This is a genomic window from Paraburkholderia sp. FW306-02-B (assembly GCF_058782725.1).
Genome location: NZ_JBYSXZ010000001.1, coordinates 502,252 through 517,662, shown reverse-complemented (window position 1 = coordinate 517,662; position 15,411 = coordinate 502,252). Strand labels below are relative to the sequence as shown.

11 protein-coding genes are annotated in these 15,411 nt (G+C 62.8%); 2 read left to right on the top strand and 9 right to left on the bottom strand.

Going from position 1 to position 15,411, the window contains the following annotated elements; all coding sequences use genetic code 11:
* Positions 1-12: 12 nt before the first annotated feature.
* Positions 13-1,608: an MDR family MFS transporter gene (locus AC3WOG_RS02305; protein WP_492576471.1), complete on the bottom strand. Its 1,596-nt coding sequence runs from the start codon at positions 1,606-1,608 to the stop codon at positions 13-15.
* Positions 1,609-1,757: 149 nt separating this feature from the next.
* On the opposite strand from AC3WOG_RS02305, the gene AC3WOG_RS02300 reads away from it, so the two are divergent.
* Entirely contained in the window at positions 1,758-2,600 is an 843-nt protein-coding gene (locus AC3WOG_RS02300) for an EcsC family protein (protein ID WP_492579689.1), read from the top strand.
* Here AC3WOG_RS02300 and AC3WOG_RS02295 read toward each other — a convergent pair.
* The 8 genes from AC3WOG_RS02295 to AC3WOG_RS02260 form a co-directional block, all read right to left on the bottom strand.
* On the bottom strand, positions 2,570-3,544 hold the full coding sequence (locus tag AC3WOG_RS02295; protein ID WP_492576470.1) for an alpha/beta hydrolase: 975 nt from the start codon (positions 3,542-3,544) through the stop codon (positions 2,570-2,572). The two genes, AC3WOG_RS02300 and AC3WOG_RS02295, sit on opposite strands and share 31 nt — an antisense overlap.
* A 118-nt stretch (positions 3,545-3,662) precedes the next feature.
* Positions 3,663-4,097 carry a CHRD domain-containing protein gene (locus AC3WOG_RS02290; protein WP_492576469.1) on the bottom strand — a complete coding sequence of 145 codons (435 nt, stop codon included), beginning with the start codon at positions 4,095-4,097 and terminating at the stop codon, positions 3,663-3,665.
* 644 nt (positions 4,098-4,741) lie between these two features.
* Positions 4,742-9,172: an ATP-binding protein gene (locus AC3WOG_RS02285; RefSeq protein WP_492576468.1), complete on the bottom strand. Its 4,431-nt coding sequence runs from the start codon at positions 9,170-9,172 to the stop codon at positions 4,742-4,744.
* Positions 9,173-9,204: 32 nt separating this feature from the next.
* Positions 9,205-9,954 (bottom strand): aquaporin, encoded by a 750-nt coding sequence (locus AC3WOG_RS02280; RefSeq protein WP_492576467.1) that lies wholly within the window; start codon positions 9,952-9,954, stop codon positions 9,205-9,207.
* Positions 9,955-10,204: 250 nt separating this feature from the next.
* Positions 10,205-10,849, bottom strand: coding sequence for a response regulator (locus tag AC3WOG_RS02275; RefSeq protein WP_492576466.1), 645 nt, complete (start codon positions 10,847-10,849; stop codon positions 10,205-10,207).
* A 112-nt stretch (positions 10,850-10,961) separates the two neighbouring features.
* Complete coding sequence (locus AC3WOG_RS02270) at positions 10,962-11,654, bottom strand: response regulator (RefSeq protein ID WP_492576465.1); 693 nt, start codon at positions 11,652-11,654, stop codon at positions 10,962-10,964.
* A 151-nt stretch (positions 11,655-11,805) separates the two neighbouring features.
* Positions 11,806-12,459 (bottom strand): response regulator, encoded by a 654-nt coding sequence (locus tag AC3WOG_RS02265; RefSeq protein WP_492576464.1) that lies wholly within the window; start codon positions 12,457-12,459, stop codon positions 11,806-11,808.
* A 349-nt stretch (positions 12,460-12,808) separates the two neighbouring features.
* Positions 12,809-14,113: an MFS transporter gene (locus AC3WOG_RS02260; protein WP_492576463.1), complete on the bottom strand. Its 1,305-nt coding sequence runs from the start codon at positions 14,111-14,113 to the stop codon at positions 12,809-12,811.
* A gap of 98 nt (positions 14,114-14,211) precedes the next feature.
* On the opposite strand from AC3WOG_RS02260, the gene AC3WOG_RS02255 reads away from it, so the two are divergent.
* The gene (locus tag AC3WOG_RS02255) at positions 14,212-15,111 is read left to right on the top strand and encodes a LysR family transcriptional regulator (RefSeq protein ID WP_492576462.1); all 900 of its coding nucleotides are present in this window, start codon (positions 14,212-14,214) and stop codon (positions 15,109-15,111) included.
* The last annotated feature ends 300 nt before the right edge of the window (positions 15,112-15,411 follow it).

Here is a 15,411-nt window from a genome sequence, read left to right as displayed (position 1 = left end):
AAGTCGAAAAATTCAGTCCGCGTGAATCACCGGCTCGAGCTTGCGCTGGAGCTTGATCGGCGGCACACGGCGGCTTTGCCACACTGACACCACCGCGATGATCGCCGCCAGCGCCAGACCCAGATGAATCGCCGCGACCAGCGCCTCGCGCGCGGTTTCCAGCAGCATCGCACCGTTGTGGCCGGCATGCGTCAACTGACCGAGCAAGGTGGTTTGCGCATCGCGATTGATGAGGATTTGCGGGTCGCCCAGATCGGCGAACCACTGGGTCGCGTGATCGTTTTCCAGCGCGCTGCGCACGCCGCTCGCGTACATGTGGGTGACCAGCGTGCCGGTGAGCGCCGTGCCGATCATCCCGCCGATCATCCGCAGCGACTGCAGCAGCGCCGTAGCGATGCCGAGGTGCTCGCGGCCGGCCGTCTGCTGCGCGAAGATCGTCAGGTTCGGCATCACAAAACCGAGACCAAGGCCGCCGAGAACCATGAACGACATCAGCATCCATTGCGGCATCGAACGCGTGGCGACGACCACGCCGAGGCACGAAAGCGCCACTAGCGCGAAGCCAACGTACAGCATCAGATTCGGATTACGCACGCGCGAGACGATCCGCCCGTTCGCAATACTGCCGACCGTGATGAACACGACGAGCGGCGTAATGACGAGCCCCGCTTCTTTCGGCGACATACCGAAGCCGCCCTGGAACAGTAACGGCGCGTAGAACAGCAGCGAGAACATCGTGAAGCCGCCGAGCACCGCCAGCGTGAACAGCGCAGCGAGACTGCGGTTGCGGAACATATCGACCGGCAGAATCGCGGTCGGGCAGCGCTTTTCCCACTGCCACAGCGCGTACGCCGACGCGACGCTCAACGCCAGCAGCGCGAACGCGCCGAAGGTGACGCCATGTTTCGGCAACAACTCGACGAACAATTGCAACGAGCCGAGCGACACCGCAATCAGCAACGCGCCGGGCCAATCGAGCCGCATCTTGCCTTCGTGCTCGACGTGCCGCAAATGCGGCAGGAAGCGCCAGACGAAAAACAGCGACAGCAGGCCGACCGGCAGATTTACATAGAACACCGAGCGCCAGCCGTAGTACTGCGTGAGAAAACCGCCGAGCGACGGACCCACCGCATTCGCAATGCCGAACGCCGAACTCATCAGCACCTGCCAGCGCAGGCGCACAACCGAGTCGGGAAAGAGATCGGGAATGCTGGCGAACGCGGTGCCGACCAGCATGCCGCCGCCGATGCCCTGCAGACCGCGCGCGAGCACGAGAAACAGCATGTTGTTGGCGGCGCCGCATAACACCGACGCCGCGGTGAACACGATGATCGATGCGATCACGAACGGTTTGCGCCCGTAATAATCGCCGAGCCGGCCGAAGATCGGCACAGTGATCACCGAGGTGAGCAAGTACGACGTGGCGACCCACGCGTACAGCTCGAAACCTTTCAGCTCCGACACGATGGTGGGCAAAGCGGTGCCCACCACGGTCTGGTCGAGCGCGACCAGCATCGTGACGAAGGAAATGCCGAGCATCGCCAGCAACGATTCACGGAAGGGTAAAACTTGCCCACTCGAGTGGTGAGCAGCGGTATGGACAGCCATTTTTGATAGCGCAACAGTTGACTCGTCAATCAATGGGGAATCATACCACTGTGCGACGTTCTAAACTGGGACGTCGGCGAGGGTCAGCGCGCCGCCGAATCGATTCAAATCGACGGAAGAACGGAAAACACATGACGCCAGGGAGGCACATGGAGCCGAGTTCGCTCGCTGCACAAGCTTTATCGAACGAAGATCTGATCGCGCTGCGGCGCGCGAAACACCAACTGGAAAGCCCCGCTCTGGCGATGAAACTGGCCAGCATCGTCGGTTCGCCGCTGGAGAAGCTGATGTCGCGGATGCCGGCTTTCGCCAACGAAAAGGTCACGGATGCAACGGAACTGGCGTTGCGCAAGTGCCTGTCGATCGCGCTGCGCACGCTTGGACGGCAGGACGGCGCCGCGCCGCTGGCCGTGCCCGACAAGCCGAGCAACCTGCTGCATAAATTCGCCGTAGCGACCACCGGTGCGGCCGGCGGCGCATTCGGCCTGTTCGCGCTGCCAGTCGAGTTGCCGGTGACGACCACGCTGATGTTCCGCTCGATCTGCGACATCGCGCGCAGCGAGGGCGAGAATCTGTCGTCGATCGACACGCAGCTGCAGTGCCTGACGGTGCTGGGCATGGGCGGCACATCGAAAGCCGACGACGACGCCGACTTCGGCTACTTCATCATCCGCGGCGCGCTGGCGCAGGCGGTCTCGAAAGCTTCATCCGAAATCGCGACGAAGGGCTTCACCGCGCATGGCTCCGCCGCGTTGCTGCGCCTGCTCAACACGATTGCCGCGCGCTTCTCGGTGCAAGTGAGCGAGCAGATCGCTGCCAAATCGATTCCGGCAATCGGCGCGGTGCTCGGCGCGATGGTCAACACGGTGTTCATCGACCACTTCCAGCAGGTCGCGCACGGCCACTTCACCGTGCGGCGGCTGGAGCGCGAATACGATCAGGAAACGGTCGAGGCCGCCTATCAGACGATCGACATCGCGCTCGACGGTTGATCAGCGGCGCCGCGCCCGCTCGCTTCACCGGTTACGCGCCGCACGAAAGCCGCGGCGCGGTCGAGCGCGCGGTTCGCTTCCGGGATGAACGGCGTGAACAGCGGCCACACATGCGGCATCTTCTTCCACACTTCGAGCTCGCAGACCACGCCAGCGGCGCGCGCGTTGTCGGCGACGCGTTGCGAGTCGTCCAGCAGCACCTCGGTGCTGCCCGCCATGATGAAGAGCGGCGGCAGGCCGTGCAGATCGGCGTAGACCGGCGACGCGTACGGATGCGTGGCGGCCGCGCCGCCGAGATAGACCTGCGCCGCGAGAGCGATCGCGCTGCCGCTGAACATCGGATCGAGACCGTCATTGGTGCGGATCGTGGCGCCCGCAGCGGCCAGATCGGTCCAGGGCGAGAACAGCAGGCCTCCCGCCGGTAGAGGATCGCCGGCATCGCGCAAGGCGACGAGCGTGGCTAGCGCGAGACCGCCGCCCGCCGAATCGCCTGAGATCACGATCGACTCGGGCGGCGTGCCGTCGGCGATCAACTGGCGATAGGCCGCGGTCGCATCGTCGAGCGCCGCCGGGAAGCGATTCTCGGGCGCGAGCCGGTAGTCGAGCGAAAAGACCGGCGCATTGGCACGCGTCGCCAGACCAAACACAATCGAGCGATGCGTACGCGGCGAACAGAAGTAATAGCCGCCGCCGTGGAAATACAGCACCGTCGGCTGGTTCCTGACGCTGGACGCGCCATCGATGCGTTCGATCCACTCGCCGTGCAACGGTTGATCGTCCGGCCCGTACATTTCGCGCAGATTCCAGCCGGCAGGCACACGTGGCGACCAGACACGCTTGGCCGTCAGCGCCCGCGCTTTCTCGACATTGATGCGCGGCTTGAGAGTTTGCGGTAGAAACTGCCTGCGCAGATACCAGCACGCGAGCGCACTTTGCCAGCTCATCGGGACACGCTCCTTCGATAGTGTCCCGTCATGGTACGTGCGTTCGCCAAAACGTCGGTGGACGGCGGCTTCTAATCTTGAAAACCGCCTGTTCTACGACAGTGGTGTACACAACACCCTAGTTCGCCGGCAAAACCTGCCCACGAATCTCGCCCATCGGGTTCTGTCCCGTATGGACGTTGAAGTACCACTGCCCCGCCATCAGGTCCGTCACCTGCTGTTCGGTCAGCGCCGCCGATCCTTTGATCGGACTCGCGAGCGCGCCCTTCTCGATCGGCACCTGGGGTTTGGCGTTCTGCCCCACCGGCGCGGGACCGTGGAAATGTGCGGCGGTCGCCGGGCCGCTCAGCCCTTCATAGGTGATCGTCCATTGCAGGGTTTTGGTCGACGTATCGAACGTGGCGTTCAACATGCCGTGCCCGTGACTCACACGCGGCGGCACTTCGCTCGACGGCTCGAGGTCCGCCTTCAACGCCACCGTATCCGCGAAGGCGACGCCTGATGCCAACGCCCACAACACCACAGCGAGATTCAATTTTCGAAGTGCAATCATTGTCTTCTCCGGACTTGACACACCGCCGCACCGAAAACCCGGTCACACGCGGAGCCACCACATACTAGTGCAAATCCTTCGAACATGTTTGCGCCGAGGACCACATGACACGACAGTCTTAGCCGCGCGCATCCGTCAACGAAAAAAGCACCGCGAGCGGTGCTTGCCTTTCCACGGTGACGCGCTTCGCTTTAGAAGTGGTGACGGATACCCGTCGTCACCGCAACCTGGCTCTTGCTCGACGACGGCGCGCCGGTGCCGAACACTTGCGCGCCAACAAAGGTGCGGACAAGGACGTGTCGCGGATGTATTCCGGGCGCCGGCACGTGCCCGCCAAGACACGTTCGTTTGTCGAATTCACCGTTGAGTACTTTCGAAACAACGCTCAGTCGACGCTTTCATCGATATTTCCAAACAGTTAATTGCGCATTTCGTAATCAATCTTTTGCGTGAGCCCGGTTATGCTTCGGCTTGCGAGAAGTGACTCCTTCATCGAGGGATGTCTCCAAATCTTTAACGCGGCTTCGGCCGCGTTTTTTTCGCCCTCTTGTTTTGCCCCTCACTTTGCCGTCTCGTCTGCCGGCGCCGAAGCCACCGGCCGCGGACCGTACGACCGTACAACCGGTTCACTGCAGAACGACACATCATGCGAGCAACGCGGCTTGCTCCTCGATTCCATCCAGCATCGCATTGCATTTACGCACCAGCAGCAGTCCGTCGCTGCGCACGCGTTCCGGCGTCTTGATGGCGATGTCCCGGCGATAGTCTTCCAATGCGTTGAGCAGTGGCGGATATTGCAGCACGCTCACCGCCCCGGCCACCCGGTGATGCCACTCACGCAGACGCTCGACGTCAATACGCTCGAGGAGCGGCTCCAACGCCAGCACGTCTTTACGCACCGACGAAACAAACGAGTCGAGCAAGGCCTTGACGGTCGATTCGCTGCGCCACAGTTGCGTCATGTGACTCAGGTCGACCGGCACGAACGGCTCGGCACCGCTGCGCGGATCCGGTCCGGCGACCGGCGGCGCACTGACGGTTTCAGCAGGTGAGGCTTGCCACGCGCTGTCGCCGCCGAACCAGCGGCTCAGGTAGTCACGCAGCGTAGCGAGCCGGGTCGGCTTGACGAGGCAGTCGTCCATACCGGCGTCACGGCATTGATTCAGGTCCTCGGGCGCGGTGTTCGCCGTAATCCCAAGGATCGGCAGGTGATACGCGCCACCCTGCTCCCGCTCCCGGATGCGTCGCGCCAGTTCGTAGCCGGACAGGTTCGGCATGTGGCAGTCCGTGATCAGACAACCGTAGCTGGTTTGTTCGAGCGCCGCCAGTGCTTCGGCGCCGTCGTTCGCCACGTCGCAGGCAAAGCCGAGCAGAGTCAGTTGATGACGAATCAGCGCCTGATTGACCGGATGATCCTCCGCCACCAGGATCAGCCGGCCACTGGCGATCGCGCGCTCGCGGTCCGGTGGCACGGCGCCGCTCTCCGGCGTGCGCGGCATGCCCGCTGCACGCGGCGCCGCCGACGGCAAGCCGGTCATCGCGGCGGCGCACGCCACACCGAGACCGCGCCACGAAATGGGATTGACGCTGACTCGCACGTTGTCGTCGAGGATTCGATAGCCGGTCGGCTTCGGTTTCCCGGTAAGGCAGATGAGCCGCGAACTCGCCGGCACCCCTGCTGGCAATGGCAACGCCACATCTTCACCAACAAAGATCAGGTCTACGTTCGCTAGCGTGTCGGGCTCGGCCAGTTCCGCCGCATCGGGCGCTACATAGCGCAACTCGAGTCCAAGCGCCTCGCCGAAATGCATGAGCGCCTGCGCCACTCGCGTGTCGCCCGTTGCCACCACGCCGCGTTTGCCGCGCAAGCCGTTCACCGAGTAATGCGGCGACTCGACAGGCATGGTGAGGCGCACCGTTATGCGAGTGCCGACACCGGGCTCGCTGTGCAGCTCGAGTGCGCCGTTCATCAGATCGGTCAGCTTGCGGCAGATCGTCAGGCCCAGACCCGTGCCGCCGAAGCGGCGGGTGGTCGACGACTCCGCCTGCACGAACGGCTCGAACAGCTGCGCCTGCACCTCCGGTGCGATGCCGATGCCGGTGTCCTCGACGGTCATTTCGAGCGTCTGAGCGCCGCCGCTCCGCCCGGCGACCGCGACCCGCACGTCGACCTCGCCCTCCGGCGTGAACTTGATGGCGTTGCCCAGCAGGTTGAACAGAATCTGCCGCAATCGCACGCTGTCGCCTCGCAGCTTGGCGGCGACCTCAGGCGCAATATCCACGCGCACTTTCAGGCCCTTCTCATGAGCCTGGCCCGCCAGCAAACCGACCGCATTGTCGACCAGTTCGCGCATGTCGATGGGCTCGGCTTCGATCGTCAGCTGCCCTGCTTCGATTTTCGAATAATCGAGCAGGTCGTCCAGAATCTGCAGCAGCGCGCCAGCCGACTCGTGAATCATGCCGAGCATTTCCTTCTGATCCGCATTGAGCGGCGTGCGCTCCAGCACTTCGACGAGGCCAAGCACGCCGTTCATCGGCGTGCGGATTTCGTGACTCATCATGGCGAAAAAATCATCTTTGGCCCGCGACGCTGCTTCGGCCACATCGCGCGCTCGCGCCAGTTCTTCCGAGCGCGCGTGCTCCAGACTCGCGTCCACCCAGTAGCCGCTCCACACGACGCTGCCATCGTTCTCGCGGCGCGGTACCAACTCCGCGCGCGCCCACTTGAGGTCATGTTCGCCGTCGAAGCGAAACTCCATATGGACCGGTGTTTCGCAGCGAGCCGATCGTTCCAGCTCCGCCAGCACGAAAGGCCGGTCTTCCGCGCACACGCGTCGGAAATCGATCCCGTCGCCGCCCAGCAGATGCCGCGTGTCGCCGCCGATATACGGGAACGAGTACACACCGTCCGCTGTGCGCCGTAGTTGAAACACGACCGCCGGCAATGAGCGCGTCACATCGAACAAACGGCGCTCGGTTTCGCGCGCGAGCATTGCGGCGCGCCGGATATCGGTAATGTCGACCATGGTTCCGAGCACGCAACTCGCCTTACCGTCAGCGCCGTGACAGATCCGGGTCCAGAACAAGCCATGCCGCGCGTCGCCGGCGCCGTCTTCGAACTGAAGCTCCACCTTCGCCGGCTCGCTACTTGTCAGCATGTTGCGCGCCAGCTTTTCCAGGACGCGGCTGTTTGAGTCGCCCCATGCCTGGACATCCGAAGCAGTGCGCCCGATGACCGCTTCGCGGCGCAAGCCGCACGCCTCCTCATACGCCCGGTTGATCGCGATGTAACGGCCATCCAGATCTTTGGCGACGAGCGGATAGGGGACCATCTCCATCATGGTTTCCTGAAAGTTCAGCTGTAACGCGAGTTCGCGTTCGGTCTGCTTGCGCAGCCGCGCTTCGCGTTGCAGCAGCAGATAAGCCCGTAGCGTGACCAGCAGCACGACGCCGATGGCGATCAGCAATGGCAGCAGACGCACCGCAGTGACGCTCCAGGTTCCCTGCGCACCCATGCTGCCGGTCACCCACTTCTGCCGGATGCGCTGCTTTTCGGCGGGCGGCATGGCTAGCAAGGCGCGGTCGATCAGACCGGCGAGCGGACCGAGATCGGGGCGAACGGCAAAGCCGAGCGCGTCGGATTCGCTGACCGTTCCGAGGATCTTGAGGACGCTGGCGTAACGTTGCTTGAGCAGAACATCGACGGCGGCCACGTTGCCGACCACCACGTCTGCCTGGCCGTTCGCGGCCATCCTTAACGCTTCGTCGAGACTGGCCGCGACGACGACATGAGTTGCCGGAATATTCTCGACGAGCGGAATCGAACCGGCGATATGCGGCGAGACCACGATGCGGCGCGAGGCGAAATCGTTAAGTGCTCGTGCGGCCGGCTCATCTTCGCGTCCGACGATCACGAGCGGATAGCTTTCGTATGCACGCGTGTGTAGCGCGTTCTTCAGACGCGGATCATGGCCGGAGGAGGTGAGGATAGCCAGATCGCCGCGCTGGAAGGCTTCGATGGTCGCGGGCCAGGCGGCGGTATGGGCACGATTGAACACGATGCCCAACGTGCGGCTCAGGTAATCCAGATACTCGGCCGCGATGCCGGCAGGATGACCGGATTCGTCCACATAGCTAAAAGGCGGCCAGCCGTTGTCGAACCCCACCTGCAACGGCGGCAGCGAACGCAGCCAGGCCCGCTCCTGCGATGTCAGCACAAGGCGCCGCGCAGCGGAGGCCGCTCGCGCGTCGAAACTGCCGGATAGCCAGCGCACGCGGATCGCCGCGTCGTCGGCCGGATTCATCGACGTGAGCGCCCGGTCGAGCTGGTCGCGCAGCGCGGCGCGATTGCGGGGCACCGCAAAGCGCAGGCCGGAGATTTTGCTGTTTTCCTCGAACGCAACGTGCAGGCTGCGAAACTCCTCGGTGGCCAACGCGTACTGAACGGCCGGGGTAGAACCGAGATAGGCGTCGGCGTCGCCATGCGCGACCGCCGACAGCGCCGCATGGGTACTAGCGAAAGTTTCGATCTGCGCGCGCGGAAAGCGCACGTGCAGCAATCTTTCGAGCGCAAAACCTTTCTCTATTGCGAGGTGGGCACTGGTCAGCTGGGCGGGACCCGCATACGCTTCGCGGTCCCGCCTGACCGCCACCGAGGTTGTGGCACGAAAATACGGTGCCGTGAAACTGAAGCAGCGTTCGCGCTCGGGCGTCCGGGCGACGCTCATCACGAGGTCGACGTTGCCGGCACAGGCCGCGGCCAGCAGTTGCGGCATGTCCGGAAACGCTTTGCCTTCGATAACGACGTTCGGGCCCACCAGTGCGCGCAGGTAGTCGGCGCTCAAGCCCGCCGGCTGGCCGTCTTCGAGAGCGTCGAACGGCAGCCAGCCATTAGCCAGCACGCCAACGGTCAATTTCGCAGGAAAAGCGCCGGCGACTTGCGGATGAGATGAACCGGCAAACGGCTGAGCGAACGCTGCCGACATCTGCGCGACGAAAAACGCGAACACGACAATCAGCCACCGCGATACGCATCGCGGCGCCCGGCTCATGGCGACACCGTCTTGGCGCTTCATAAGGGATTCCAGGACACGCTGTGACGCGGCGCTCACACGGTCTCGCCGTGCTCGCTGGAGAGCGCCGCGGAGCGGCCGGCCGACTTGCCCCGCAGAAACGAGAACAGGGCACCTGCGGCGACGCCGCCAGACATAGGCGCGGCCCAGAACAACCAGAGCTGGTCGAGTGCCCAGTCGCCGACGAACAACGCCTGGCCGGTTGAGCGAGCGGGATTGATCGCACCATTGGTGATCGGAATCGACACCATATAGACGAGCATCAGACATGCGCCGACGACGAGCGGCGCGATCGGTTTCAAGCTGCGCCGGTAATTCACCATCAGACTTACACTGACGAAGACAAACGACAACGCAAGCTCAATCGCAAGCGCCGAGTGAAATTGATAGTCAGAAGGAGAGTGATCGCCAAAGCCATTCGCGCCGAACTCGCTCGCGGCCAGTTCGAAACCGGGTCGGCCGCTCGCCACGTAAGCCAGTAGGGCTGCACCGGCAATCGCCCCGAGAATCTGGGCGGCAAGGTAGGGCAACAGATCCCGAATCGGGAAGCGTTGCGCGATCGCGAAGCCGACCGTGACAGCCGGGTTGAAATGCGCGCCGCCGGAGATACCGCTGAACATGTAATTGGCCGTGGCCAGCGCCAAACCGAACGCCAGCGACACCTCGAGCACACCGTAACCCTGCTGGACGGCGCCACTGTTCAATACGATGCTGCCGCAACCGACGAACACTAGCCAAGCCGTTCCGGCGCCCTCCACCAACAACCCCTTACCTAGCGCTACCATCCCGCCTCCCAGTCCGATTATTTGCCCACAAGGCAGGCGGCGCCGCGTTAGAACCACGAGCCTTCTTCTTCGATTGGCTAGCAGCTCTGCGTCGTTCAGCATGACGAAATGACGCGTGTCGTCGGATGAGTGCGCAAGGAGCCGCCGTTAATCAGGAACTATGGAATGACGAGGCCGCGCGACCAATCAGACGACTCCCAAATTCTTAAGAACTATCGGCAGAAACGTGTTGGTTGTTCTCACAGGCCTGTCAGGTCAGCCCTATCTGTCTCGCGTATTCGATGAGGTCGTTTTCCGTTTCAAGGCCGAGCTTGCGCATCGCACTCCGCTTCTGCGTGCTGATGGTCTTGCCGCTGCGCTGCAGGCGCGCCGCGATCTCGTAGACCGCGAAGCCTTGCACATAGAGCTGGAAAACCTCCCATTCGCGCGCGCTCAGCACACCCATGCGCGGTTGCGGCGGAGTCTCGGCTGCTTCGATCGCGATGCGCGCTTGATCCGACAGATAGATGTCGCCGGCAACGACGGCGTTAATCGCATCGATCAACGCCGTCGTGGTGTCACGTTTGTCGACGATGCCGGCCACACCGATATGCAACAGGCCCGAAAGCATGTGCGCGTGGCAGATCATCGTCAGTACGACGACACAGGGATAGGGCCGAACCCGCAACAGCCGGCGCAGGAACGATACGGCGTTGTTGCCGCCATGAATGCCCGGCATGCCGATGTCCGACACGACGACGTCGCACGCATGCGCGTCGAGCAGCTCAGCCAAAGTTTCGGTATCGGTCGCCTCGCCGACTATTTCGACGTGCGGCACGGCTTGCAGCAGACGGATGACGCCAAGGCGAACGCTGGCATGATCGTCGGCCACGATGATGCGGATCTTCTGTGTCATTTTGTTGTTGTCGTATCAGCTGGCACGCCCTGCACACGATGTGCATCCCCGGGCCATACCAAGCGCATCTTTTGTTCATCGCACCGCCTGCGCGGCACGACGCCTCGCCGGCTCAGCGCCGGGTTTGCCCGCGATCGTCAGGCACTACGCCGTGTTCGACGGCAAAGCGGAACAATTCCGCGTCGCCGTGGAGGTCGAGCTTGCGCATCGCAGTACATTTCTGCGCGCTGATCGTCTTGACGCTGCGCCCCACCCGCGCAGCGATCTCCGTTACGCCGAGTCCGGAGGCGTATTGGGTGAACACCTCCAGTTCGCGGCGCGACAACATCTGCCGGACAAAATCGCGCCGCTGCGCCACCGTCGCGTCGTCGATCAGCGAGCGAACCGCTGGCCCGAGATAGCATTCGCGCGCGAGCGCCGTGACCACTGCGACGTGAATCAGATCGATCCGGTCTCGCTTGCTCACCAGCCCGTCCACGCCGAGCGCGATGACCTTTTTTAACGCGTCAGCTTCAGTTTCCATGGTGAGTACGACGAGCGCGACACCGGGGTACCGCACCTTGAACTGCCTGACGGATTCCAGCCCGTCGCCGTAGGAGCCTCCCGGCATGTAGAGGTCCATCAGAACGAGGTCGCACGGAATGCGGTCGACTGCCATGAACAGCTCCGTGGCGTCTGCCGCGCGACCGACGATCTGCATGTTCGGATAACCCACCATCAGATTTTCGATCGCCAGCAGAACAAGCGGATGGTCGTCCGCAATGATCGTACGAATAGGTGTACTTATGTCAACGTTGTCGTTCATCTTCTTTTTCTCCCCTGTACCTTGAATTCCCGTCGCTCTCTTCGGAGGAACGGGCCCTGTCGCGATCATTGAACATTCCACTGCCAATAGGAATAAGATCGCTCCGAATTAATCGATTTTTCTCAACCGGGTAATTACTTAGATATGCGATCTAACATTCGTGCAACCCATGCGCCCGGACATAAGCAAATAGACCGGGATCGTTGACGACACCAAGCTTGGCCATCGCGTCGCGCTTCTGTCGGCTAATGGTGCGGCGATGGCATCCGAGCGCTGCAGCAATTTCAGAGATCGACTGACCACGTACGAACATTCTTATGATTTCCGCCTGTCGTTGAGGCAAACGCGGAATCGGCGGCAGGTCGCACTCTTCGCGTTGGGGATGAGCAAGCGCTTCGGCGATCGAGCGGCCGATGTGGATCTCACCGTTGCCACTCGCCTGAATCGCCTGCCAGAGTTCATCCATTGCTTCGATTTTGCTTAGCGCGCTGACTGCGCCGTCTGACACGATGGAGCGCAAGATCGCGGTATTCGTCAGAGTCGTCATCACCACAATGCGCAGCGATGGCCAGCCATGCCGGATTCGCCTGATAAGCCCCAGGCCGTCTTCGACTGCACCGGATGCCTCGGGCATCGCGAGGTCGGTGACGAGCACATCGCATGGCGTACTCTGCAAAAGTTTGATCAATGAAGTTGGCGTGGCAGCCTCACCGACAATCGTGACGCCGGGATGCATGTCCAGCGCAGCACGAACGCCGAACAGGACAAAGGGATGATCGTCCGCCAGAATAACTCGAAGATTCACTATGATTTCTCCCGTTTGTTGTAGGCGTTTTCAGCACGCGCGTAGGCATAATGCAGCTCGCGCCGCACATGCTTCAGCGGCCCCTTAGCTTCGGACGGAAAGCCAAGGGATACCATAAAACCACCGCTACGAAATTGCGGAAATCGGAGTGTTCCGAATCCGGGAGAAAATCTGATAGACCATGACGGTTCTATCAGAATAGGAATACATAATCTATGCGCAATGGATTTTCGAGCGCTTTTTAGACTCTGCTTTTGGCTCGACGATCTACGGATAGACGCCCGGCCTATTCACCGTCCCAGCAAAACCGAAGCCGGCGAAAGGTTCTATCGCGCCATTGCGCTGCATCTCAAGCCCGCGCCGTCGCCACCCTGGCCATACGAGCCGCGCGCGGAAACACCGGCAACGCAATCAGCGCACATACACTGGCGAGCGCCCACACCGTCGGCCACGAACCCACCGACAACAGCGGCGGAATCGCCAGCGGCGTCAGGAATAGCGTGAGAAAGACGCAGGTATTGCCCATCGCCAGCGCGGTGCCGGCGCGACTCGTACCCGCGAGCGTCGCAAGCTCCGTGAAGGCGACGCCGTGCCATGCGGAAGCGCACACACCGCCCAGCGCGATCATCAGCGCGAACACCGCGGTCATCGCCGCGTGCTGCATGCCGGCTACCGCCGTCACCAGAGCGAGCGCCGCGAACAACCCTGCAGTCAACAAACTGCAAGCACGCATGTAAGCACGACGATTGCCGCGCCGGTCGGTCCAGCCGCCGCTCCAGACCCGCGCGATCGCAGCGCCGGTTTGCACCGCAGCCATTGTCGCGCTGATCGCCAGCACGCCGGCACGGCTGAAATCGTGGAGAAAGACTGTCCCGAACGTCACGACAGCGAGCTGCGGCACGCACAGCACACCGCTGCCGAGCGCTACGCGCCAGATGCCGATGTCGCGTAACGGAGAAACGCTCGCCGACGCTCCGCCCAAAACTGCTTTGCCATGAGGAGCGCCCGCGCCCTCCGCGTCCGCATGCGACGGTTCATGCAGCCAGCGCCATGCAAACGCAGCGGTCATCGCACACGCCAAAGCGAGCATGGCGTACACGCTCGCAAAGCCGAACCTCGACGCGAGCGCGGGCAACATCAGCGCGCCGAGCCCGCCGCCCGCCGGCACCGCGGTCTGGCGAATACTCATCGCGAGGCCACGTTCACCCTCGCGAAACCAGGCCATCACCGCCCGGCCACTCGAACCGTTGACGCTGCCGCCGAGCAGGCCGACCAGCAACGACCCGAGCGCGAGCATCGAAACGCCCGGCACATGAGTGCCGGCCGGCACCACGAACAATGCCATCGCCGCGAGCGCCGCAGCCGTCGCACCGAGTCCGAGCAACAGCACGCGACGGTCGCCCCAACGATCGGTAAGCAATCCCCAAGGCAATTCGCTGACTGCGATGCCCAGTCCGAGCATCCCGAGCACCAGCCCGAGGCCACCGTTGTTCAGGTGATAGCCCGAGCGCAAAAATACGGCAGTCGTCGGAATGCCTGAAAACGCCGCCGAGAAACTCGCGTTCGCCGCAAAGCCGACCCCCAGCACCTTCCACCGATGACTCGCCGCGCGCTCGCCCGGCGCCCGCACGGATGCAACCGATTCGTTTCCCATGACATCCCTCAGCAAGAATGAATTGGAGGTATCCTACGGCTGGGCTAACCATCGGAAAAGCCGGAAAATCAGATGACTTCTATCGGATATACCGAATCATGAGCCAACGCGGATTTGATCTGACCCAGTTACGGACATTCGTCGCCGTCGCTGAATCGGGCAGCGTCTCGGCGGGCGCGGAGCGGGTGTTCCTGTCGCAGTCGTCGGTGAGCGAGCAGTTGAAGAAACTGGAGGAGCGCGCCGGCCAGCCGCTCTTCGTACGCAGCAAACAGGGCGTCACCGCTACACCGGCGGGCGGGCGCCTGCTCGATCACGCGCGCCGCATTCTCGCAATGAGCGAGGCGGCGTTCGAAGACCTGCAAGGCCGCTCGCTCGACGGCGAACTGCGCATCGCCATCACGGACTATTACCGTCCGCACGATATCGCGCGCATTCTCAAGACCTTTTCGGAGCAGCATCCGCGCCTGAAACTGCACGTCACCGTGCTGCCGAGCGCAGTAATCGACAGCAGCGCCGCAGACGACGCGTCGTTCGACATCGGCCTGTCACTGCGGCTCGTTACGCCAGGCAACCGGCCCGCCCGACAGCGCGCCGGCGCCACCGCCAGTGCGCAAAGTACAGTTGTGCGCCGCGAGAAACTGTTGTGGGTCAGCGCCGCCGACGCCAGCCCGCGGCCGGCCGCGCCCTATCCGCTGGTGTTGCTGCCGTCGAGCTGCCAGTTGCAGCGCTTCGTCGTGAAGCTTCTCGACGAGCGCAAGGTACCGTATCTGGTGTCGCATTCCGCTTCGGGGGTCGCGGGTTTGCAACTGGCGCTGAAGGCAGGGCTGGGGATTTCCTGCCTGAACGAATCGTCGATCGGTGCGGGCGTGGTGGCATGTCCGCCGAGTGTCGGCCTGCCGCCACTGCCGGCGGTCGAGTTTCATCTGTTGCCGGGGCGAATCGGCGAAAGCGAATGTGTGAGCAACGCACGCACGGCGTTGATGCGGCTCTTCAGCTGACGCACACTGCGTTGCCACATGCGAGTCGACTCATGCAGTTCGACTTCTGTACCTCGACGCAGGTCGCGAACGGGTATCGATCGCATTTCGCGATGCTGCCCAAACTCAAACCATGCGCAATGGTCATGCTGAAAGCACTCCATGCGCCGCCTATGATGATCACGTACCCGACCGATTTACCCTTCGCTTTCTGTTGACGCGTCGGATAAATTCCTGCAACCTTCAACCCGCTGCCAGACGTAACAAACACTCAATCCCGCAGCCAGAAAACCGCCACCCACCGGCGTATTCAGGCAGATG